18 protein-coding genes are annotated in these 21,537 nt (G+C 64.2%); 4 read left to right on the forward strand and 14 right to left on the reverse strand.

From position 1 onward, the window contains the following. Window positions 1-49: 49 nt before the first annotated feature. Entirely contained in the window at window positions 50-1,630 is a 1,581-nt protein-coding gene (locus AC1RR3_RS33230) for an amidase family protein (RefSeq protein ID WP_492828636.1), read from the reverse strand. Between the two features lie 251 nt (window positions 1,631-1,881). Between AC1RR3_RS33230 and AC1RR3_RS33235 the strand changes: the two genes are divergently transcribed. Both AC1RR3_RS33235 and AC1RR3_RS33240 read left to right on the forward strand, forming a co-directional pair. After that, entirely contained in the window at window positions 1,882-2,700 is an 819-nt protein-coding gene (locus AC1RR3_RS33235) for a uracil-DNA glycosylase family protein (RefSeq protein ID WP_492828637.1), read from the forward strand. Continuing rightward, window positions 2,697-4,307 carry an amidohydrolase family protein gene (locus AC1RR3_RS33240; protein WP_492828639.1) on the forward strand — a complete coding sequence of 537 codons (1,611 nt, stop codon included), beginning with the start codon at window positions 2,697-2,699 and terminating at the stop codon, window positions 4,305-4,307. The genes AC1RR3_RS33235 and AC1RR3_RS33240 overlap by 4 nt, the downstream gene beginning before the upstream one ends. 7 nt (window positions 4,308-4,314) lie before the next feature. On the opposite strand, the gene AC1RR3_RS33245 is transcribed toward AC1RR3_RS33240, so the two are convergent. Beyond that, window positions 4,315-5,349 (reverse strand): aldo/keto reductase, encoded by a 1,035-nt coding sequence (locus tag AC1RR3_RS33245; protein WP_492828641.1) that lies wholly within the window; start codon window positions 5,347-5,349, stop codon window positions 4,315-4,317. A gap of 10 nt (window positions 5,350-5,359) precedes the next feature. Then, window positions 5,360-6,541, reverse strand: a complete 1,182-nt coding sequence (locus AC1RR3_RS33250; RefSeq protein WP_492828642.1) for an MFS transporter — start codon at window positions 6,539-6,541, stop codon at window positions 5,360-5,362. A gap of 98 nt (window positions 6,542-6,639) precedes the next feature. Here AC1RR3_RS33250 and AC1RR3_RS33255 point away from each other — a divergent pair, with 98 nt between their 5' ends. Further along, complete coding sequence (locus AC1RR3_RS33255) at window positions 6,640-7,599, forward strand: LysR family transcriptional regulator (protein ID WP_492828644.1); 960 nt, start codon at window positions 6,640-6,642, stop codon at window positions 7,597-7,599. On the opposite strand, the gene AC1RR3_RS33260 is transcribed toward AC1RR3_RS33255, so the two are convergent. The 11 genes from AC1RR3_RS33260 to AC1RR3_RS33310 all read right to left on the reverse strand — a co-directional run bounded on the left by AC1RR3_RS33260 (window position 7,591) and on the right by AC1RR3_RS33310 (window position 20,595). Continuing rightward, window positions 7,591-9,015: an amidase gene (locus AC1RR3_RS33260; protein WP_492828646.1), complete on the reverse strand. Its 1,425-nt coding sequence runs from the start codon at window positions 9,013-9,015 to the stop codon at window positions 7,591-7,593. The two genes, AC1RR3_RS33255 and AC1RR3_RS33260, sit on opposite strands and share 9 nt — an antisense overlap. 2 nt (window positions 9,016-9,017) lie before the next feature. Next, a complete protein-coding gene (locus AC1RR3_RS33265) occupies window positions 9,018-9,230 on the reverse strand; it encodes a hypothetical protein (protein ID WP_492828648.1) in 213 nt (70 codons plus the stop codon). A 47-nt stretch (window positions 9,231-9,277) separates the two neighbouring features. After that, window positions 9,278-10,711, reverse strand: a complete 1,434-nt coding sequence (locus AC1RR3_RS33270; protein ID WP_492828650.1) for an amidase — start codon at window positions 10,709-10,711, stop codon at window positions 9,278-9,280. After that, a complete protein-coding gene (locus tag AC1RR3_RS33275) occupies window positions 10,708-10,926 on the reverse strand; it encodes a hypothetical protein (protein ID WP_492828652.1) in 219 nt (72 codons plus the stop codon). The genes AC1RR3_RS33270 and AC1RR3_RS33275 overlap by 4 nt, the downstream gene beginning before the upstream one ends. A 27-nt stretch (window positions 10,927-10,953) precedes the next feature. Beyond that, window positions 10,954-11,952 (reverse strand): ABC transporter ATP-binding protein, encoded by a 999-nt coding sequence (locus AC1RR3_RS33280; protein WP_492828653.1) that lies wholly within the window; start codon window positions 11,950-11,952, stop codon window positions 10,954-10,956. Further along, window positions 11,952-13,004 (reverse strand): ABC transporter ATP-binding protein, encoded by a 1,053-nt coding sequence (locus AC1RR3_RS33285; RefSeq protein WP_492828655.1) that lies wholly within the window; start codon window positions 13,002-13,004, stop codon window positions 11,952-11,954. Before AC1RR3_RS33285 ends, AC1RR3_RS33280 begins: the two co-directional genes overlap by 1 nt. After that, a complete protein-coding gene (locus AC1RR3_RS33290; protein ID WP_492828657.1) occupies window positions 13,001-13,930 on the reverse strand; it encodes an ABC transporter permease in 930 nt (309 codons plus the stop codon). Before AC1RR3_RS33290 ends, AC1RR3_RS33285 begins: the two co-directional genes overlap by 4 nt. Then, window positions 13,927-14,883, reverse strand: coding sequence for an ABC transporter permease (locus AC1RR3_RS33295; protein WP_492828659.1), 957 nt, complete (start codon window positions 14,881-14,883; stop codon window positions 13,927-13,929). Before AC1RR3_RS33295 ends, AC1RR3_RS33290 begins: the two co-directional genes overlap by 4 nt. 15 nt (window positions 14,884-14,898) lie before the next feature. Further along, on the reverse strand, window positions 14,899-16,500 hold the full coding sequence (locus tag AC1RR3_RS33300) for an ABC transporter substrate-binding protein (protein ID WP_492828661.1): 1,602 nt from the start codon (window positions 16,498-16,500) through the stop codon (window positions 14,899-14,901). Between the two features lie 621 nt (window positions 16,501-17,121). Beyond that, the gene (locus AC1RR3_RS33305; RefSeq protein WP_492828663.1) at window positions 17,122-17,505 is read right to left on the reverse strand and encodes a putative quinol monooxygenase; all 384 of its coding nucleotides are present in this window, start codon (window positions 17,503-17,505) and stop codon (window positions 17,122-17,124) included. A 222-nt stretch (window positions 17,506-17,727) separates the two neighbouring features. Then, entirely contained in the window at window positions 17,728-20,595 is a 2,868-nt protein-coding gene (locus AC1RR3_RS33310; protein WP_492828665.1) for an ATP-binding protein, read from the reverse strand. 217 nt (window positions 20,596-20,812) lie between these two features. Here AC1RR3_RS33310 and AC1RR3_RS33315 point away from each other — a divergent pair, with 217 nt between their 5' ends. After that, on the forward strand, window positions 20,813-21,496 hold the full coding sequence (locus tag AC1RR3_RS33315; RefSeq protein ID WP_492828667.1) for a type 1 glutamine amidotransferase domain-containing protein: 684 nt from the start codon (window positions 20,813-20,815) through the stop codon (window positions 21,494-21,496). Window positions 21,497-21,537: the final 41 nt, after the last annotated feature.

The following is a 21,537-nucleotide window of genomic DNA, read 5'->3' on the forward strand; positions in this document are numbered from 1 at the left end:
ACCTGGCCGAGGGCTCCGCGCCCGAAGCGCGAAGCCTCCGAGCACGGGTTCAGGCCATCGTCTCCCAGAGGCGATGGGTGAGCACGCCGGCGCGCTTCTCGATCGCCGCTGCGGCATCAAGCGCGAGATCCTCACGATAGCGCCCGGCGATGAGCTGCACGCCGATCGGCTTGCCATCATGCAAGGCCACCGGCACCACCGCGCCGGGCAGGCCCAGCACGTTGATCGCGGAGATGAAGCGGATCTCGCCCCAGAAGATCTCCTTCACACGCTCGGCGCTGACGGTGTCCTCGCGCGGCCCCGGCGTCGGCTTCACCGTCGTCGGCGCCAGCACCACCGGATAATCCTCGAAGAACAATTGCCAGGCGCGGATGTGGCCATTGCGCGCGGCGGTCGCCTGCATCCAGGCCTTGAGATCGAGCACATTGGCCTTGGTCTTCATGCCGCCCCAGGCCTTGTGGAAGTCCTCGGACGTGACCTTCAGCATCGCGGCCTCCTGCATCACCATGGTCTCGTTGGTGATGATGTCGCACCAGGTCTGCCAGACGCCGTTGATGTCGGGCACCTCGACCTCGCTGACGCGATAGCCGGAACGCTCGAGGTGATCGGCGGCCTGGCGCAGCGCCGCCGCGACGTGCGGATCGACGTCCATATCCTCCGGGATCCTGGCCAGCGCGACCTTGATCGGTCCCTTCGGCCTCTCGCCGGCCAGCGGCGCCGGCACCCACCAGGGATCACGCGGATCGCGCTGGCTCATCACCTCCAGCGCAAGACGAACGTCGGCGACGTGGCGGGCGAGCGGCCCCTGCGCCGACATCAGATGCGCCAGCATCGGCCGCTCCGCCGTTGCGCTTCCGTTGAAGGCGGGAATGCGGCCCTGCGTCGGCTTGATGGTGGCGACGCCATTGCAATGCGCCGGCCAGCGCAGCGAGCCGCCGATGTCGTTGCCATGGGCGATGGTGCCGATGCCGGCGGCAACCGCCGAACCCGCGCCGCCGGAGGAGCCGCCGCAGGTGATGTTGGGATCCCAGGGATTGAGCGTCAGCCCGTGCAGGGGATTGTCGGTGAAGCCGCGGAAGGAGAATTCCGGCGTGTTGGTGAGACCGATGACGATGGCGCCGGCCTTCTTCAGGTTGCGGACGACGGGCGCATCCGACGGCGCGATATAATCCTTGTTGGCGGGCACACCGTTGAAATTCGGCCGGCCCTCGTAGTCGACGTTCTCCTTGATGGTGATGGGCACGCCGTGCAGCAGGCCGAGCGCGCCGCCCTTGGCGCGCTGCTTGTCGGCCGCATGTGCAGCCTTCAGCGCTTCCTCGCTGAGATCGACGACGACCGCGTTCAGATTCGGATTGACGGCGCGCATCCGTTCGAGATGCGCTTCGACGGTCTCAACGGCGGAGATCGCGCCGGATCGAATCGCAGCGGCGGTCTCGACCGCCGACCACTGCCAGGCAGGCCCCTTCGGACGGCGCGGCGCGGATGTCTTGACTGATGTCTTGACCGGCTTCTTGGCTGTCTTCTTCGCGGTCTTCGCAACGGCGCCCTTGCGGGCGGTGCTCGCCTTGCTCGAGGTCTTCGCACCCTTCCTTGAAACACTTTTCTTCTTGCTCGCCGTCTTCTTCGCCACGTCGCATCTCCAAAAAATTGCGTCGCAGAGGTTATGAAGGTCACGCGAGCGTGTACAGGTGTGTTTCTGCATGGCGCGCCGCCGCGACGCTCTGCCACGGCTTGAGGCGAGAGAGGCGGGTGAACCTTTGGCGCCGTTCTCTTGACCCATATACTGGTTGAATAGTGAAATGAACCACCGCCTAGATTGCGTCATCGCGATCAGGTTTTTAAACGCTGCTATTTTGACATCGGCAGATTGGAGCATTTTCCATGCTCACAGAATTCGACGCCGGGTACGGCGAACAACCCTTCCGCGACCTGTGCGCCAGCTATCCGGGCACTGAAGCCTACGATCCTCACGATTTTCGCATTGAATGGGGGCCGATCTTTCATCGCGGCCGGCTCGATGGAACGGCGCGCGTGCTCGTCGTCGGTCAGGATCCCGCCCAGCACGAGACGATCGTGCGCCGGATCCTGGTCGGCACCGCGGGCCGCCGGACGCAAGGTTTCCTCGCCAAGCTCGGCATCACGCAGAGCTACGTGATGGTGAACACCTTCCTGTACAGCGTCTACGGCCAGAGTGGCGGCTCCAAGCACAAGAACGAGCCCGGCATCGTCGATTACAGGAACAAATGGCTCAAGGCCGTGCTCGGCCCCGGCAATATCGAGGCCGTTGTTTCCTTGGGCAGTCTCGCCGACGAGGCCTGGAAGGCCTGGTTGAAGACCGCCGACGGCGCGGCCTACAAGACCCTCGCCTATCAGCACATCACGCACCCGACCTGGCCGGAAAGCTCCGCGCACGACAGCGCGACGCGAGCCGCGAACACCAAGATCATGCTGACCAAGTGGAACGCCGCGCTCGCGGCGCTTGCACCTGAGATCAAGCATCCCGACGTGCCAACGACGCTCGTGCCGTACGGCGATGCCTTCAAACCGACCGAGCTGTTCGACATCATCGCCAGGGATCTTCCGGCGGGCCTGCCGGCCTGGATGCGCGGAGATACAGCATGGGCCGTGCGCCAGGGCGCTGACGCGGCCACCAAGCGGCGCACCATCACGATCACCATTCCCGATGGAGTGATTCCATGAGCCCGGCCGCAAGCCCGAAGCGATGGGCCCTGACCGGGCGGATCGTGACGATGGCCGCCGAAGGCGACGTCATCAAGAGCGGAACGCTCTTCATCGAGAATAACAGCATCGCCGCGATCGTGCCCAAGGGGCAGCCGGCCCCGGCGGGCTTCGAGGCCGTGGCTCCGATCGCAACCGGCGGCAGCATCTATCCCGGCCTGATCGAGCTGCACAATCACCTCAGCTACAACATCCTGCCGCTCTGGCGCGTGCCGCAGCATTTTGGCAACCGCGACCAGTGGCAGAACGCCAAATCCTACAAGACGTCCGTGACCGGCCCGATGAGCGCGATCGCGCTGGCCGATGACGGTTCGCTGCTGCCGGCCCTGGTTCGCTATGTCGAGGCCAAGTGCATGGTCGCGGGCACCACGACGAGTCAGGGGATCACGCTCTCGAACTGGAGCGGCACGATCCACAAATATTACAAGGGCGCGTTGCGCGCCGCCGAGATCGGGAGCCCGCCAGATCTGCCGCGGGCGCACTCAAAGATTCCCGATATCGATGCCGAGGACTGGACAAAATTCGACAAGGAGCTGAAATCGTCGTCGTGCTTCCTGCTGCATTTGAGCGAAGGGATCGATGCCAAGGCGCATAGTCATTTCCTCGCATTGCGTAACTCTGAGGGAGATTGGGCGATCGAGCCGTCGTTGGCCGGCATTCATTGCACCGCGCTCGACGCGACCGACTTCGGAACGATGGCCGAAAATCATGCCAAGGTCGTCTGGTCGCCGTTGAGCAATCTGCTGCTCTATGGAAAGACGACCGACGTCGCCGCTGCGCGCGCCGCAGGCCTCACCATCGCGCTGGGCTCGGACTGGTCACCGTCAGGCAGCAAGAATTTGCTGGGTGAGCTTAAGGCGGCGAAAGTCGTGTCGGCGCATTTCAATCTCGGCTTCAGCGATTACGACATCGTCGCGATGACGACGCGCAATCCAGCCGCGATCCTGAAGTGGGATGCGAAGCTGGGAACGATCGCCAAGGGCAAGTTCGCCGATCTCCTCGTCGTGAAGGGCGTCACCGGCGATCCCTACAGCCATCTGATCAAGTCGCGCGAGCAGGACATCGTTCTGGTGACCATTGGCGGACGACCGCGCTACGGAACAAAGACGATCATGCAAAAGGCGGGCGGAAACGGCGAGGCGCTCAAGGTCGGCAGCAGCGCACGGGTGATCGACTTCACCTCGCCCGACCAGGATCCGGGGATCGAGACGGTCACGCTGGCGGAGGCGACGAGCCGCTTGCGCGCCGCGCTCGGCAATCTCGGCACGCTGCAACCGCACAGCCTCGCCATGAGCGATGCGATCGCCCGGGGAGCGGTGTCGCGAACCGGATGGCGTCTCGCGCTCGACGAGCAGTTCGGCAACAATGTCCAACTGCGCCCGCGGCTGGAGTATAACGGCGTCCGAACCGGTCCCGATCTGGCGGCAGTTGCAGCGGCCGCCGAGCCGCTGCATCCGATCAAGCTGGATGGTCTCACGGTGGCGGGCGACCCCGTCTTCATCGATACGCTGAAGAGCGAGCCCAACCTTCCGCAAGGGATAGGCGCGGCGATCGCCGCCTTCTACTAGCGATCCGTCACACCAGCGGCGGATTGAGCCGCGAAAAGCCGTCCTGGATGCGATAGGGGTAGTAGGGATAGGGCGGCATCACAGCGCTCGCCGCGTCGAGACGCCCGATCTGATCCGGGCTCAGCGACCAGCCGACCGCGCCGAGATTGTCGCGCAGCTGCGCCTCGTCACGGGCACCGATGATCACGGAGGAGACGGTGGGGCGCGCCAGCAGCCAGGCGATCGCGACCTGCGGCACGGTGCGGCCGGTCTCCGCGGCAATCGCGTCCAGCACATCAACGACGGCGTAGAGGCGCGCATCGTCCACGGGCGGGCCGAACTGCGCGGTGGCATGCAGGCGGCTCTCCCGAGGCAACGGCTGACCCCGCCGGATCTTTCCGGTCAGCCGGCCCCAGCCGAGCGGGCTCCAGACCAGCGCACCGACACCCTGGTCGTGCGCGAGCGGCATCAACTCCCACTCATAGTCGCGGCCGAGCAGCGAATAATACACCTGGTGCGCGACATAACGCGGCCAGCCGTGGCGGTCCGCGATGGCGAGCGATTTCATCAGCTGCCACCCGGCGAAATTGGAGACGCCGACATAGCGCAGTTTGCCGGCACGCACGAGCGTGTCGAGGGTCGACAGCACCTCCTCGATCGGCGTGAACGCATCAAAGGCGTGGAGCTGAAGCAGGTCGATGTAGTCGGTGCCGAGCCGACGCAGCGCCGCTTCGACCGAAGCAAGCAAACGATGCCGCGACGAGCCGGCATCGAGCGGGCCGTCGCCCATCGGCAAGCTCATCTTGGTCGAGATCAGCACCTTGTCGCGGCGGCCCTTGATCGCGGCGCCGAGAATTTCTTCGGAGGCGCCGTTGGAATAGACATCGGCGCTGTCGAACAGATTGACGCCGGCATCGAGGCAGATGTCGATCAGCCTGCGTGCCTCCTCCGTGCCGCTGCGGCCCCAGGCCGAGAACAGCGGGCCCTGGCCGCCGAAGGTGCCGGTGCCGAAGCTGAGGACGGGGACCTTGAGACCGGATGCGCCGAGATTGCGGTAGTCCATGATCGGTCTCCTATTCCGCCGGGCACGCTGCGACGGCGGCCGTCGTGCGGTCGAGCCGGAGGCTCCATAGTGCCAGCACGAGGCCGATCGCGGTGATCCCGGCCGCGACCAGCGGCAGCGCGGAGAGGTCGAGCCCGCGATCGATGGTGCCGCCGCCAGCCCATGCGCCCAGCGCGTTGCCAAGGTTGAACGCGGCGATGTTGAGGCTCGAGGCAAGCGTGCGGCCGCTGGAGCCGGCGGCCTCCAGCACCCGGAGCTGGAGCGGCGCGACGGTCGCGAAGGCGGCGATGCCGAGCAGCAGGATCAGAGCGACGGACAGGATCTTGACCGACAGCACCGCGGCAAGGCCAAGCAGCACGATGGCAAGCGCGGCAAGCGTGCCGATCAGGGCGCGCGCGAGGCCGCGATCGGCGAGCTTGCCGCCGGCGACATTGCCGATCGCGAGGCCGGCGCCGAACACCAGCAGGATCGGCGAGACCGCTTCTTCCGAAAAGCCCGTGAAGCGCGTCAGGATCGGCTGGATATAGGTGAAGACGACGAACAGGCCGGCAAAGCCGAACACGGTCATGGCAAGGCCGAGCAGCACTTGCGGACGGCCGAGCACCGCGACCTCCTCCGCGAGCGAGATCGGCTTGTCGCCGTTGCCGACATGGCCGGGCACGAACGCGGCCACCACGGCGAAGGCGATCACGCCGATCACAGTCACCGCCCAGAATGCGGCGCGCCAGCCGAGCATCAGGCCGAACCAGGCGCCGAATGGCACCCCGAGCAGCGTCGCGACCGTCAGGCCGATGAACATGGTGGATATCGCGGAGGCCCGCTTGTCCTCGGCGACGAGGCTGGTGGCCACCACCGAGCCCACGCCGAAGAACGTGCCGTGGGCGAGCGAGGTCAGCACCCGCGCCGCCATCAGCAATTCATAGTTCGGCGCCAGCGCGCAGGCGGCGTTGCCGAACGTGAAGATCGCCATCAGCGCCAGCAGCACCGTTTTGCGTGGCATCCGCCGCGTGGCCAGCGTCAGTACGGGAGCACCAACGAACACGCCGAGCGCATAGCCGGAGATGAGCAGACCCGCGACCGGCACGGAGACATGCATGTCGGCGGCGACCTGCAACAACAGGCCCATGATGATGAATTCGGTGGTGCCGATGCCGAAGGCACCTGCGGTGAGCGCGAGGACGGCGGGAGGCATGCGTGGCTCCAATGCGGGGAACGAAACACGCAGATAGCTGCGCCGCAGCAAAAGCATTAGGATGTCCGCAATCCAATCATTTGTGACGTGAATTCAACATGGCCCGTTTCGACACCAATCGCTCCGCCGAGATGGAGGTCTTCGTCCGCGTCGTCGACTTGGGCGGATTCACCCAGGCGGCGCGAAAACTGCGCCTGACCCCGTCGGGCGTCAGCAAGCTGATCTCGCGGCTGGAGGCCCGGCTCGGCTCGCGGCTGATCAACCGCACCACGCGCAAGCTGACGCTGACGGAGGAAGGCCAGGCCTTCTATCAGCGCGCCGTGCGCATCCTCGCCGAGATGGAGGAGGCCGAGCGCGAGGCCGCCTCGGGAGCCGCGCCGCGCGGCCGCCTGGCGGTGAACAGCAACATCCCTTTCGGCATGTTGCATCTGATGCCGCTGATCCCGCGCTTCCTCGAGCAGCATCCCGACGTCACGCTCGATCTCGTCTTGACCGACACGCTGATTGACCTGATGCAGGAGCGCGCCGACGTCGCCATCCGCGTCGGCCCCTTGCGCGCCTCACGCCTCGTCGCGCGAAAGCTCGGCACCAGCCGCATGGTCGTGGTCGGCGCGCCGAATTATCTGGCGCGCTTCGGCGCTCCAAAAATTCCAGCGGATCTCGCCGAGCACCGCGGCATCGGCTGGACCTTTCCGCGCTCAATCCGCGGCTGGCCCTTCAAGCGCGGCGACCGCACCGAGGAAGCCGTGCCGCCACCGGCGGCCCGCGCCAGCGACGGCGAAGCCGCCCGCCGCCTCGCGCTCGGCGGCGTCGGCCTTGCCCGCCTTGCCCTCTTCCACATCGGCCCCGACATCGAAGCCGGCCGTCTTGTGCCGGTGCTGCAAAGCTACAATCCCGGCGACCGCGAAGACATCCACGCCGTCTATGTCGGCCATACCGCGCCCCTGCCCGCCCGTGTGCGCGCGTTCATCGACTTTCTGGCCGAGAACGTGCGGGTGAGCGACCCCGCGCTGAAGCGAGCGGGGGATGGGACGTGGCGGCTTGTGAAATCAGGCTGATGGCGGAGAGTAGCCTTGCGCGAGCGCCGGGCGCCGGGCGCTCAGCCCCGTTGCGGATTCGAAGGCGGCGCCGATGCGAAGCACCGTGCTTTCATCGAAGGCACGTCCGACGATCTGCATCGACAGCGGCAGGCCCGACGCCGAGAAGCCGGTCGGAATTGACATGGCCGGGTTGCCGGTGACGTTGAACGGCATGGTCTGGATCGGCCAAATGGGCGGGCTGTTCGAATCGAGATCGGCGAAGGCCGGCGCCGGTATCAGGGCGCTGGCCGTAATCAGCGCGTCATAGGTCTTGAGCTGCAGATTGACCGCGCGCGATAGCTCGCGGCGCAACCGCATCGCCTGCTGGATATCGGCCCCGGTGACGAAAGCGCCGAGCGTCATCCGCAAATAGGTCAGCCGACCGAAATCGAGCGGCCGCCTCTGGAAGTCCTGCTCATGAATGGCGAACGCCTCGGTGTACATGATGATACGGCCGCAGGCATTGAACAGGTCGTAGTCCGGCAGCGTGATCTCCTCGACCACGGCACCGAGCTTCGCAAGCCGCTCCGCGGCGCGGTCGATCGCCGCAACCACCTCGGCCGACACGTCCTCTGTCTTGGCGAAGAAATGCCTGGGCAGGCCAATCCGCAGCCCGTCCACGCCCCGATCGAGCCCAACCAGATAGTTCGGTATGGGAATATCGACGCTGGCCGGATCGAGCGCGTCATAACCGGCGATAGTCTGCAGCGCGATCGCGCTGTCCTCGACCGTCCACGACAACGGACCGCAATGGTCGAGCGTGGTCGAGAGCGGAAACACGCCGCGTCGGGAGACCAGGCCGTAGGTCGGCTTCAACCCGACCGTGCCGCAATAGGCCGCCGGTCCACGGATCGAGCCGCCGGTGTCAGAACCCATCGCCATGCGCACCAGCCCGGCGGCAACCGCAGCCCCCGAGCCGGAGGACGAGCCACCCGGAATGTGTTCACGATTCCAGGGATTGCGCGCCGGCGGAAACGGCAGATCAAAGCTCGGACCGCCGAGCGCGAATTCGTGGGTGGCAAGTTTGCCGAGCAGCACCGCGCCTTGCGCCTTGAACTTGCTCTCGACCACGGAATCGGCGGCCGGCACATGATCCAGCCGCAGCTTGGAATGGCAGGTCGAGCGGATACCGGCGGTGTCGTAGATGTCTTTCAGCGCGTAAGGCACGCCCTGCATCGGCCCGTTGTCGATCCCTTTGGCGAAGGCGGCATCTGCGGCCACAGCATCGGCGCGGGCGCGATCGGCGGTCACGGTGATGAAGCTGTCGAGCGCGGGATCGATTGCGGCAATGCGCGACAGCGCGTCCTCGGTGAGCGCCGTCGAGGTGATCGATCCGTCGCGCAGCTTGCGGCCGGCCTCGGCGATGCTGAGCTCGAACAATTTCGTATCGCTCATGATCAAAGCCCCCGCGTCACGCTCTGGATCGAGAATGTGCCGGCAGGCTCGTCTGCTGCGGTGCGCGGCTGGCGCATCGTGGCGAGCATGCGGCGCAGATCCTTGAAGCCCGCGAACAGCGCAGCTTTGCGGTCCTCGGGAATGGCAAGGCCAGCGCGTTTGGCGAGAACTTCGAATTCAAGGGCAAGCGCGGCCTCGTCGGGCATTTCCGGCATGATGAATCATCCTTCTTGTCGTTCTTGTTGTTGTCGCGTTTGATTGCTCAGACTGCTGCGATCGCCGGCCGGCGCGCATGCCAGTCGGTGTCGCGTTGATAGGCGTCGGCCGCCCGCAGCACCGCGGCTTCCGCGAACGGACGCCCGCTGATCTGCAGCCCGATCGGCAGGCCGCTCGGGTCGAAGCCGCAGGGAATGCTCATCGACGGCAGGCCGAGATAGTTGAACGGCCTCGTGTTGGTGGAGATGCCGAGCGCCACCTGCTCCGTTCCCGGCGGACCGTTGTCGATATCGGTGGCCGCAAGTGTCGGCAGGCAGGTGCGGATGGTGGGCGTGACCAGGAGATCGACCTGGCTGAATACCTCCTTGGCGAACGCCTTCAGGATCGGGCCGCGCCGGCTCAGGGCCTCGACGTAATAGGTGGCGGGGATCGCATAGCCCGGAAACATCCGCGCATTGATATGGGTGGCGAAATCCTGCGGCCGTTGGCGCATCGACTCGGCGTGGATGGTGGCGCCCTCGACGCGCGACACCACTGCAGCATAGGTCGCGACCGCATCCATCAGCGGCAATGTCAGAGGCACGATCGTTGCGCCGCGGCCGGCCAGCACGGAAGCTGCAGCCTCAATCGCTGCCCGCACCGGCGCGTCCACCTCGTCGAAGAAGTAGGTCGAGGGCATGCCGATGCGGATACCGCGAAGGTCGCCGGTCAGCCCCGCCTCGTAATCAGGCACCGGCATCTCGGCGCTGGTCGGGTCGAGCGGATCGTGCCCGGCGATGACGCTCATGATCCGGGCGCAATCGCGCGCGGTGCGGGTGAGCGGGCCGACATTGTCGGCCGAGAACGACAAGGGCATCACGCCGTAGCGGCTGACGCGGGTCTGCGTCGGCTTGATGCCACTGACGCCATTGGCCGCAGCGGGAAGACGGATCGAGCCGCCGGTGTCGGAGCCCAGTGCGGCAAAGGTGAAGCGGGCCGCGACTGCCGCGCCCGATCCGCTGGAGGAGCCGCCGGTGACGTAGGACAGGTTCCAGGGATTGTGACAGTCGCCATGGTGACGGTTGTGGCCGGTTCCGTTCTGCGCGAACTCCGCCATGTTGAGGCCAGCGAACGCATAAGCGCCCGCAGCGCTGAGCCGCTCGATCACAGTTGCGCTGTAGTCCGGCACGAAATCGCGGCGAATGGCCGAGCCGCAACTGGAGAGACGGCCGGCCTGATAGTACATGTCCTTGTGCGCCAGCGGCAGCCCGTGCAACGGCCCGAGCGGTCCGCCCGCGGCGCGTTTGGCATCGGCGGCACGGGCAGCCGTAAATGCAGCCTCTTTGTCCACCCAGATCGTGGCGTTGACCGCCTCCTCATGGGCGTCGAGATTGGCGAGGCACGCCTCCAGCAGCGATACCGCACTCACCTCGCCCTTGCGCACAGCATCCGCTGCCTCGACCAGCGACAGGTCGGCAACATCAAGCCTTGCCGCCATCATGCGCTCACCCCGATCGATGCCGCTTCAACCAGCGCCGCCTCGAAGCTCGCGGGCTCATCCTCGAAGCGCATGGTGCCGCGCAGCGCCTCGAAGTCGCGGATCAGCTTCTCCAGATCGCCGAGCATCCGCAGGGCCACCTCGTTCGGCGGCTGCACGCCATGCCAGGTCGCGATCGAGGCGACCATGTCGTTCACGAACTTCGTCTTCTCACTCATCGACTGTCATCTTTCATGCGGGCTCTCTCAGCAGACCTGGCAACCGTCCGCGACGCGCAGGCAGCGAGCCATCCGGCCCGGCGCCGGGTAGACCGGGTCGGGGAAGGCCTGGCGGCATGCGTCGGTGGCGAGACCGCAGCGCGGCGCGAAGCTGCAACCACCCGGCAGCCGCCGCAAATCAGGCGGGCTCCCCGGGATCGCGGCGATATCCTGGTCCGGCGCCTGGTCGTGCACGGTGGAGGCCAACAGACCCGCGGTGTACGGATGCGCCGGCGCGCGCAGGACGTCCGCGACCGGCCCCTCCTCGATCACCCGCCCGGCATACATCACCGCCACGCGATCCGCGATCTCCGCCGCCACACCCAGATCGTGGGTGACGAAGATGGTGCCCATCCCCAATTCCTGCTGCAGGCGGCGCAGCAGGATCAGCACCTGAATCTGCACGGTTGCGTCCAGCGCCGTGGTCGGCTCGTCTGCCAGCAAGAGCCGCGGCCCGCAGGACAGCGCGATCGCGATCATCGCGCGCTGCCGCAGCCCTCCCGACAACTCATGTGGATAGGCATCGAGCCGGCGCGCGGCGGATGGGATCTTGACCAGCTCCAGCAGCTCGAGCGCGCGGGCGCGGGCCTCGGCCTTGGTGCCGCCCTTGTGCCGACGGATCATCTCCACCAGGTGCTGGCCGATGGTGTAGACCGGGTCCAGCGCGGTCATCGGCTCCTGGAACACCATCGCGACCTCGCCGCCGCGAAAGGCCCGTAACGCCTTCCCCTGCAACGCAAGAACATCCTGTCCGCCGAGCTCAACCCGACCGGCCACCTGCGATTGCTTCGGCAATAGCCGCATTAGTGCGCGCAGCGTGACGGATTTGCCCGAGCCGGACTCGCCCAAAAGGCACAGCACTTCGCCTGCGCGCAGGCTGAACGTGGCTCCGTTGACGGCGGTCACCGTCGCCTCGCGGCTCACGAACTTCACGGTCAGATCGCGCACGTCCAGCAGCGGCGCGGGCGCCTCGATATGGCCGTCCATCAGGCGGACCCCGCCAGGCTGTGACCGGAATCTGGCGTCGTCATATGACACGCCGCGACATGGGAGGAGCGATCCTCCCAGTGTCCCAGCGTCGGCATCCGCGCTTCGCACACGGACTCCGCATGCGGGCATCGGGTGCGGAAACGGCAGCCCGAGGGCGGGTCGATCGGACTCGGCGGGTCGCCCACCAGAGGCGGCGCCTCGATCCGCCGTCCGGCGTCCATCGATAGGCGAGACCCCAGCAGTGCCCTTGTGTAAGGATGGCGCGCTCGGGCAAATACCTCGGCCGCGGGGCCAAGCTCAACCACCTGTCCCAGATACATCACCAGCACGCGGTCGCTGATATAGCGCACCACGTTGAGGTCGTGGCTGATGAACAGATAGGTGAGGTTCAAGGTGCGCTTGAGCTGTCGCAGCAAATTGAGCACCTGGGCCTCGACCGACTTGTCCAGCGCGGAGACGGCTTCGTCGAGGATCACCATGCGCGGGCCGACCGCGAGCGCGCGGGCGATGTTGACACGCTGCTTCTGGCCGCCGGACAGCTCGTGCGGGTAGCGCGGGCCGAACAGATCCGGCCGCAGACCCACCTTGATCAGGATATCGTGTGCGATCCGGCTCGCCTCCGTCTTGGTACGGCCGTTCACCATCGGGCCGAAGGCGATGGAATCCTGCACCGGCATGCGCGGGTTGAGCGAGGAGTAGCTGTCCTGGAACACCATCTGCACCTGACGGCGCAGGTCAGCCACGTTGACGCCGCCGCGTACGCCCACGGCGTCGCCGTCGAACACCAGTTCGCCGGAGTCCGGCACCACCAGATGCAGCAAGAGCCGCGCCAATGTCGACTTGCCGCAACCGGACTCGCCGACCACGCCAAGGGTTTCACCCTTGAACAGCGTGAACGAGACGCCGTCCACGGCGCGCACCACGGCGCCCTTGCCGGCACCCTTCACCCAGAAATGGCGCTGCAGATCGCGCGCGATCAGCATCGGCTGCGCGGCACCGCCGCGGTCGCGCGGATCCACATAGGGTTGCATCTCGACGGCGACGCTCATCCGCGCACATCCATCGCGCCGCGCACGCCGTCGCTGACGAGATTGAAGCTGATCGATGTGATGAAGATCGCGATGCCCGGCAGCGCGCAGCCCAGCGGGTCGACGTAGAGCGACTGGCGCAAGGTCGAGAGCATCAGGCCCCAGTCCGGCTCGGGCGGCTGTACCCCCAGGCCCAGGAACGACAGGCCCGAAGCGAGCAGGATGCTGACGCTGACGAGGCTGGAGGCATAGATGAACACGGGTCCCAGCACATTGCCCAGCACGTGGTGGCGGATGATCGTGAGCGTGCTGGCACCGCTGGCGCGGGCGGCCTCGATGTAGTCCAGGTTCTTCACCTGCGCCGTCGCCGTCTCCGCGACGCGGCACATCGCGGGCGTGAACACCAGGCTCAAGGAGATAATGCCGTTGATCATGCCGCCACCCATCGCGCCGGAGATCGCGACCGCCAGCAGGATGGACGGAAAGGCGTAGAACACGTCCATGGTGCGCATGATGGCGGTATTGGCGACGCGCCCGGCGAAGCCGCCGATCACGCCCAGCATGCCGCCGACCAATGTTGCGATCAAAACCGGCGCCAGGCCCATCACCAGCGAGATACGGCCGCCATAGATCAGCCGGCTCATCATGTCGCGGCCCAACTCGTCGGTGCCCCAGGGATGGCCACGCCAGCCGAACGGCTTGAGACGGCCGACGATACTCTGCTGGTACGGATCGAACGGCGCGATCAGCGGAGCCGCGATCGCCACGATCACGATCGCCAGCACCACCAGTCCGAAGGCGATCGTCATCCAGTCGTAGCGCAGACGGCGCAGCACCGACTGCCAATAGCCGCGCACCCGGATCGCGGGCGCCGAATCGACTTCAGAATCCGCGATCTCCGAATCCGCCGGGATCGCGCCCGGCGCCACCACCGCTCTCTCATTCATGCTCGGCGGATCCTCGGGTCCAGCACCGCTTGCAACAGGTCCACAATCAAATTCGTGGCGACGAAGATCAGCGAGAGCGCGAGGATAGTGCCCTGCAGCACGGGGATGTCGCGGTTGATGATCGCCTTGAACAGCAGGAAGCCGCTGCCGGGCCAGGTGAACACCGTCTCCACCAGAATGGAGCCTCCCATCAGATAGCCGAACTGCAGCCCCATCACCGCCAGCACCTGTGGCGAGGCGTTCTTGAGCACATGCCGGATCACCGCGCCCTCGCCCAGCCCCATGGCGCGCAGCGTCGTGACGAAATCCTGACTGCGGACCTCCGCCACGGCCGCGCGCGTCGTGCGTGCGATGATGCCAATCGGGATCATCGCCAGCGTGGTCACCGGCAGCACCAGGAATTTCGCGTCGCTCCAGTGCCATAGCGTGAAGGCAGCCGAGCCGGACTGCCCCATTCCGCTTGCGGGCAGCACCATGAATTCGACCGCGAAGATGATGACCAGCACCAATCCCAGCCAGTAGTTCGGCAGGCTGACGCCGATCACCGCCGCGCCTGTCACGATGCGATCTGTGGCCCGCCCGGGGAAGCAGCCGGCCAGCGCGCCCATGCCATAGCCCAAGATGAACGAGAGCGGCGCGGCGAACAGCGCCAGCATCGCCGTGTTGCCGAGCGCGCCGAACACCTCCAGCGTGACCGCGCGCTGACTGGCGATCGAGCGGCCGAAGTCACCATGCAGAACGTGCCAAAGCCAGATCGCGTATTGCACCGGGACTGGCCGGTCGAAGCCGTAGGCGTGTTTGACGATCGCAATCGTCTCGGCGGTGGCGTCCGGCGGCAACACCGTTTGCAGGGGATCGCCCGGCGCCAGATAGACCAGGGAAAAGCAGACGACGCTGACGCCGAGCGCAATCGGGATCGCGAACAGGATACGGCGGATGACGTAGCCGAGCATTCCCGCTCCTCGACTTTACGGATCGACCGTGATCGGCGTCAGGTCCTGGAACCAGTTCTGCGCCTGCACGAAGCCATGCACTTTCGGCGACAGCGCGCGCGGATTGAGGTCGTGCACGACGAAGATCATCAGCGCTTGTTCGGATTCGTATTCATGCAGGCGGGTCAACAGTGCCAGCCGCTTCTCGGGCTCGAATTCCTCGAAGATCTGCTTGACCAGCGCATCGGCTTCCGGCGTGCCGAAATGGCCCCAATTGCTGCCGGCCGGCGACCAGTAGGCCGTGGCGACCGGCTTGATGATGGCGCTCACGGGATCGAGCAGGCCGCGCGAAGCGTTCATGCCGTCGATGTTCGGGTATTTCGGAACGCCGGAGCGACTGACGTCCAGCAGCGCGTTCCAGTCCATCACATTGAGCGTGACCTCGAACCCGGCATCTTCCAATTGCTGCTTGACCAGTTCGTTCATCGGCAGCGACTGCATCTGGCCGGAGCCGGAGGTCGAGATCGCCAGCGTCACCTTGCAGGGCAGGCAATTGGCCTCCTTCAAGAGCGCACGCGCCTTGGCCTTGTCGAACTTGTAGATCACCGGGTTCCCGTAATAAGGCAGGATCGGCGGCACCTCGGCATATTGCGGCGTCGCCATGCCGCCGACGAGATCCACCACGTCGTCGCGATTGATGGCGTAATTCGCGGCCTGGCGCACCCGAAGGTCCGTGAAGGGACCGCGCGTGAAGTTCAGAATGTACGGCCAGTTGTGGGGATAGGCGTTGGAGACGATCTGCTTCGACGCGCGCTTCAGCACCGGGATCGCATCCGGCGCAGGCGCCTCGATGAAATTCACCTGCTCGGAGAGCAGCGCCGCGGTGCGGGTCGCGGCCTCCGGCATCGGCAGCAGCACCAGGCGGTCCTGCTTCGGCACGCGCGCCTTGTCCCAATACTCGTTGTTCGGCACCATCTCCATGCGTTCATGCGCGGTCATGCCGGCGAAGCGGTACGGGCCCGTGCCGGAGGGCTGACTGGCGTAGGCGGTCCAGTCGTAGTGCAGCGCCTCCGCCCGGCAGCGGCTGATCATCAGCACATAGGACATGTCGTAGGGAAACAGCGATTCGACGAATTTCGTCGTGATCGCGACGCTGTGGTCGTCGATCTTCTCGATGCTCTCGAAATTGGTCAGATAGGCGCGCGACAAGGCAAATTGCTGTGTAAAGAACTGCGGCGCCTTTTGGTCGCTGATGCGCTGGAAATTCCAGACGACGTCGTCGGCGGTGAAGTCGCAACCATCATGCCATTTCACGCCCTGTCGCAGGGTGAAGATCCAGCGCTTGTGGTTGGCCGGATCGATATGCCACTCGGTCGCGAGGCCAGGCTTGATGTCCGACGCCCTGTCGCTCCTGGACAAATCCCAGTTGATCAAGGCGTCGTACAGATTCCAGCCGACGAATCGAAAGCCTTCAAAACCTTGGTCTGGATTGCCTGTCGTGACCGGCAAATCGCCCGCGGTCATCGCCACCTTCAGGACGCCGGCTGCTCGGGCCGACGGCGCGGGGGCGAGTAGCCCTCCAGCAATGAGGCCGGCCATTACGCCGCACCACGAGAGCACCTTGAGGGCAGAACGCATTATCGCGCCTCCGTCGTCATACTTGACATCGCGAAGAAAGACATCGCTGCGACGCAGCATAATCGGAGGTATATTTCGTTAGCAAGCAGCACTAATTTGCTTTGCTTGATCAATGTTTGTGCACTGGTCAGGCATTGCGCGATTTGACAGCGCACCAAAGGCGGGTTGTCTCGTTCCGATATCAAGAACGCATGGTTGACGCCGCTTCAACGCGCGCATCAGCAAGAATTGCGACAGCGTAGCCGAGGATTAAATCAACGAACTGATCAGAACCCTGCCCCATGCAGCGCAGCGGCTATCTACAATTGCTTCCACTTCACGGCAGGGACGATGCTTATCGCGTGTGCGGAAAGCATTATTCGCAAGGCGTCGAGAGGGCGACTCGCCACCTGACGCGATGATGGCGCATCGCGTATGAGCCTCACCGATTTGCACGCTGGACGACGCTGCTGCCGCCTCCAAGGGAAATCGTGCTTTTGCCTTGCGCGGTTCTCGTTCAACGAGAGGCGCGAGGACCACAGGAGCATGCACTGAACGTACAGCGGAGCCGGTGACAAACTTGGGCAGGCGCAGCCGCCGCGAATACGGCGTTTGCGCACAGCCGGAAAGCGGCTTCGGAATTTAAAGAACAACGTTTCCAACTTCCAATGGGTCGCAGATCACGGCGATGCGGTCGGCAAGGACTGGAATCCGGACAAGATAAGCCTGATAGTGAGGCGTTGCCCGGTGTGCGGCAACTGCAGCGTTATCGACGTAGAGTTCATCAATCACAAATCGGTCTTTTTGAGATTGGTCCTGCCAAACATCCCATCGAACATTACCAGGCTCGGCCCTGCATTGAGGGGCCATTCCGTTCAGGAGCGACCATAGTTCGTCCCGCTTCTGCAGCCGAGCTGTGAGTATCGCGACAATCTTGACATGCGATGTCATTTGGCGTGGCTCCGAAATCCGCCAGTCGTTGAAGCTATCGGCAAGAATATCCGATGCACCGGTTGCTTCGTACAACACGTCCCATCGCTAGCTTGGTAAAAAGTGGTAATTTCTCTGATCGGCAAGGCCGGGCACGCCCGGTCGACGTTCGTTCGTATCGCACCGCGTCGTCCAGCCCCGGCGGAGGCATCAATCGTGGCCGCTGCTATGTGGCTGTGAGAACAACAAGCATTCTTTGTAAAGGCAAGGAAGACCGCAACGGTAAAGACAACCGCCCGACGGCATCCCAAAAGGTCGCTATGTCATGATTCCATCTGTACGGCGCAGCAGCTGCAACGTTGTTCTCAAATCTCTCGTCGAGGAGCCTTCGGTGAACCGATCGAGGACCGGTCGCAGCAGTCGTGCCGCCTCTTTGTTGCGGCCCGAGTCTGTATAAAGAGACGCCAGATCGTTGACGATACGCAGTTCGAACGAGACTGAGTTCATCCTGCGTGCTTCCTCTCGAGCAATCCCTAGCGAGCGTTTAGCATCAGAATACTGGCCAGATCGAAGCAGGAGCAAGGCTTGGATCCGCTGTACTTCCGGTCGGCACCATCGCTCCCGCTGCTGCTCCTGATGTCTGAGCGCCATGGTGATTGTCTCTTGAGCTTCAGAGATCCTTCCCTGCCGGGAAAGCACGTCAGCGAGATGCGCGAGATACATGCCGATGCGCATCAAGTAACGGCATTCCATCAATTCGGTGACGGCATCGCGCATATCGAGAACGGCATCCCGATTGCCGTTCAAGTCTCGGACGACCGCCGCGAAGAATCTTTGAACGGGAACCCAGCGCGCGATGTGTTCGCGCCTCAAGATGGATTGCAACTGTTCGGTGTAGTTCTCGAGCGCATCGAGGTCGCCATTATAGAACGAGACCGGGAGCGCGCCCAACCCGAGCGCGTTGGCTTGCGAGACCAGGTGGCTTGCGTTTGTGGACGCGACGACAGCCTCGTGGGCAGCACTTGCGGCGTAATCCACGCGGCCGTTCAGCCAGGCGACCATTGGCAGGTAGAAGCGTGTCGAAATGAAGCGATCGACATCGAGTTCCGCCATGCGGGTTCGCTTGTCGGGTTGACTGTAGATCTTGGCCTGTCTCGAGAGGACGTCCCAACTCCCGGTCAAGTCTCCCGCATGCGCCTTTGCCCAGGCCAAAGCGCGATCGGCATCGGGGGTTCCCGACCAATCCTGGTGAATTTGCCGCAGCGCGCGAAGTTCTTCGAGACGCTCGATGGCCTTGTCCATCTGTCCGATCTGCATCAAGTAGTAGGACAGTCCCAACAGGGCGCGCATTTGATAATCGGGGCTGTTCGCGGACAGTGCATATGAAATGGCCGCGAGCCAGGCCTCTTCGTTCTCATTCCGAAGTTTGCGCGCGTAAAACAGGCCCCACGCCCGGGAACAGGACAACTTCGCCTTCAAAAGATCGTCGCACGGGACCGTGTCGGCTACGTCGAGAGCGAGAGCCACCCATTGCTGCGACTCCGACAGCAAGGACATCTCCGACCAGAGGGGGATTGCAGCCGCCGTGAGTTCGATGCCAAGTCCCTTCTCGTTTCCATGGCCGAACGCCCACGACAAAGCAGCTCGCAAATCGGCGAGGCGCCCGCGGTACAGGCTCAACCAGTCGTGAGCCTCACGCCATTCGCACTCGTCCTCAGATCTCTTGAGCAAGGTCAGGATCCGGCGGGCATGACCGTGAAGAGCCGGTACGTCGATCGAACTCTCCTGTCGCCGCGCTGCCGCATAACGCCGCGTGCTGTCGAGGAGCCTATAACTGAGTCCCGCTCCGCTCGCTTGTGCCGTAACAAGCGATTTGGTGACCAGGCCGCCCAGGCCAGCAGCGACGTGGACCGGCTTCAATCCGGCGACCTCTGCAACGGACCCGATATCGTCCAGTTCGAACGCGTCGGCGAAAACCGACGTCAGTCGAAAGACCATTGCCTCGTTTGGGGATAGAAGCTTGAAGCTCCAGTCGATCGTTGCCAGTAGCGTTTCGTGGCGAGGGGTTGCGCCGCCTGAGTGAGGGTTTTGAAAACCCACGTGTTCATCCAGCATGGCAAGCAATTCGTGCGGAGCATAGTGCTCCATCTTGGCTGCCACCAGCTCGATCGCGAGAGGAAGACCGTCGAGTGCACGGCATATTTGGACGACTGCCGCGCAATCTGAATCGACAAGCTCGTACCCGATCCACTCCGATGCTCGGCGGACGAATAGTTCGACAGCAGGAAAACGCAAGGCCTGCTCAGCCGTCACCGCATCGACGACGTTTGGACATGCGAGTGGATCTATCCAAACGACGTGCTCGGCCGCAGTCTCAAGCGGTTCGCGACTGGTCGCGAGTAGCTTCGAAGTACCGCTGTCAGAGGCAAGCCCGCGGGCAAAGATCGTGGCCGCTGGGAGTACGTGCTCGCAATTGTCCAGAATGACCAGCATCCGACGCTGCCGAACATAATCGAGAATGGCGCCGAGGGTATCTCCCGGATTGCCGCGGAGCCCCAGTGCGGCCGCGAGCGCAACGGGAACCAAGGACGGGTCGTCAATAATCGATAAATCGATAAAGCAGACGCCGTCCGGGTATTGCCGTTCAAGGGCGCGAGCGACAGCTATGGCGATAGTCGTCTTGCCGATTCCGCCGGCACCGACCAATGTCACGTGGTTCTTGTCGCGAAGATCGGCCAACACGTTCGCGATGTCAGCTTCGCGTCCAACAATGTCGCGCTGCGCAGGGAGACCGGAGACATCCTGCGATCTCTCAGGAACACCCTGATCAGCGAGCTCGGAAATGGCGGTTCGGACCGGAGCCACGAATCGGTAGCCGTAACCGGCGATCGTCGCGATATAGATCGGAGCGGTCTGCACGTCGCCGAGGGAGCGGCGCAGACTACTCATGTTAACTTTCAAATTGCTGTGATGCACGTAAACGTCGGGCCATGCGGCTGCGATCAGCTCGTCCTTTCGCACCAATTCGCCGTTACGCTGCACCAATAGATGCAGGAGTTCAAAAGATCGGCCGCCGAGTTTGACGGGCTGATTGCCGAGCAGCAACCTTTGGCGTTTCGGATAGAGACGAAATGGACCAAAGGAGAATACGAGTTCATTCGGCATCGAACCATACCGGTCGTTCATTGTTGGGCGCAGTCTCGTCATGCCACATCGGTGCCAACCACCTATCCGGCCAGGAGCAGATGACTTGCGACGCGCTTGAGGTCAGAGCTCGCCAGCCGCGGCTCTGCGGTGCGCAGATAGGATTCACCTCGTTTAACCACGCGTTGAACCGACAATGGACTATCGTCTCTAAACGCTGGCGCTCGCGGCCACAACTGTCAAAGCAAAGGAGCCCGCCATGAAAGTCCTGATGGTTCTGACGTCTCATGAGCAGCTCGGCGACACTGGCCGAAAGACCGGTTTCTGGTTGGAGGAACTGGCTGCGCCCTACTACGTCTTCAAAGACGCGCAGGCCCAGATCACGCTGGCGTCGCCCAAGGGAGGCCGGCCGCCGCTCGACCCCAAGAGCCAGGATCCGAATTTCCAGACCGACATCACCCGTCGCTTTGAGAAGGATGCCGATGCCGAGGGCCAGCTGGACAAGACGGTGCGCCTCGATAGCGTGAAGCAAGAGGATTATGACACGGTCTTCTATCCCGGTGGCCACGGCCCGATGTGGGATCTGGCGGAAGATTTGAATTCGATCAAGCTTATCGAGGCCTTTCTCGCCGCCGGCAAGCCTGTGGCTCTGGTCTGCCACGCACCCGGCGTGCTGCGGCACGTCAAGACACCTGCCGGCAAGCCGCTGGTCGATGGCAAGAACGTGACTGGATTCACAAACGGCGAGGAAGCTGACGTCGGCTTGACCAAGGTCGTGCCGTTTCTTGTCGAGGACGATCTCCTCGGCCTCGGCGCGACCTATTCCAAGGTCAAGAACTGGGGTGTCTACACCGTCAAGGACGGCCTCCTGATCACGGGCCAGAACCCTGCCTCGTCCGGTCCTGCCGCCAAGGTCCTGATCGACACTCTGAAGGCGAGATAGGGCGGCTCCGCGGATAGCCCGGGCCGCGCGTTAGACGATCA

Source organism: Bradyrhizobium sp. GW821-FHT13H05, assembly GCF_058804065.1.

Excerpts from the sequence above, each read along its gene's own strand:
- AC1RR3_RS33235 (WP_492828637.1), top strand. The coding sequence starts at position 1,882 with ATGCTCACAGAATTCGACGCCGGGTACGGCGAACAACCCTTCCGCGAC.
- AC1RR3_RS33240 (WP_492828639.1), top strand. The coding sequence starts at position 2,697 with ATGAGCCCGGCCGCAAGCCCGAAGCGATGGGCCCTGACCGGGCGGATC.
- AC1RR3_RS33245 (WP_492828641.1), bottom strand. The coding sequence starts at position 5,349 with ATGGACTACCGCAATCTCGGCGCATCCGGTCTCAAGGTCCCCGTCCTC.
- AC1RR3_RS33250 (WP_492828642.1), bottom strand. The coding sequence starts at position 6,541 with ATGCCTCCCGCCGTCCTCGCGCTCACCGCAGGTGCCTTCGGCATCGGC.
- AC1RR3_RS33255 (WP_492828644.1), top strand. The coding sequence starts at position 6,640 with ATGGCCCGTTTCGACACCAATCGCTCCGCCGAGATGGAGGTCTTCGTC.
- AC1RR3_RS33260 (WP_492828646.1), bottom strand. The coding sequence starts at position 9,015 with ATGAGCGATACGAAATTGTTCGAGCTCAGCATCGCCGAGGCCGGCCGC.
- AC1RR3_RS33265 (WP_492828648.1), bottom strand. The coding sequence starts at position 9,230 with ATGCCGGAAATGCCCGACGAGGCCGCGCTTGCCCTTGAATTCGAAGTT.
- AC1RR3_RS33270 (WP_492828650.1), bottom strand. The coding sequence starts at position 10,711 with ATGATGGCGGCAAGGCTTGATGTTGCCGACCTGTCGCTGGTCGAGGCA.
- AC1RR3_RS33275 (WP_492828652.1), bottom strand. The coding sequence starts at position 10,926 with ATGAGTGAGAAGACGAAGTTCGTGAACGACATGGTCGCCTCGATCGCG.
- AC1RR3_RS33280 (WP_492828653.1), bottom strand. The coding sequence starts at position 11,952 with ATGGACGGCCATATCGAGGCGCCCGCGCCGCTGCTGGACGTGCGCGAT.
- AC1RR3_RS33285 (WP_492828655.1), bottom strand. The coding sequence starts at position 13,004 with ATGAGCGTCGCCGTCGAGATGCAACCCTATGTGGATCCGCGCGACCGC.
- AC1RR3_RS33290 (WP_492828657.1), bottom strand. The coding sequence starts at position 13,930 with ATGAATGAGAGAGCGGTGGTGGCGCCGGGCGCGATCCCGGCGGATTCG.
- AC1RR3_RS33295 (WP_492828659.1), bottom strand. The coding sequence starts at position 14,883 with ATGCTCGGCTACGTCATCCGCCGTATCCTGTTCGCGATCCCGATTGCG.
- AC1RR3_RS33300 (WP_492828661.1), bottom strand. The coding sequence starts at position 16,500 with ATGCGTTCTGCCCTCAAGGTGCTCTCGTGGTGCGGCGTAATGGCCGGC.
- AC1RR3_RS33310 (WP_492828665.1), bottom strand. The coding sequence starts at position 20,595 with ATGAACGACCGGTATGGTTCGATGCCGAATGAACTCGTATTCTCCTTT.
- AC1RR3_RS33315 (WP_492828667.1), top strand. The coding sequence starts at position 20,813 with ATGAAAGTCCTGATGGTTCTGACGTCTCATGAGCAGCTCGGCGACACT.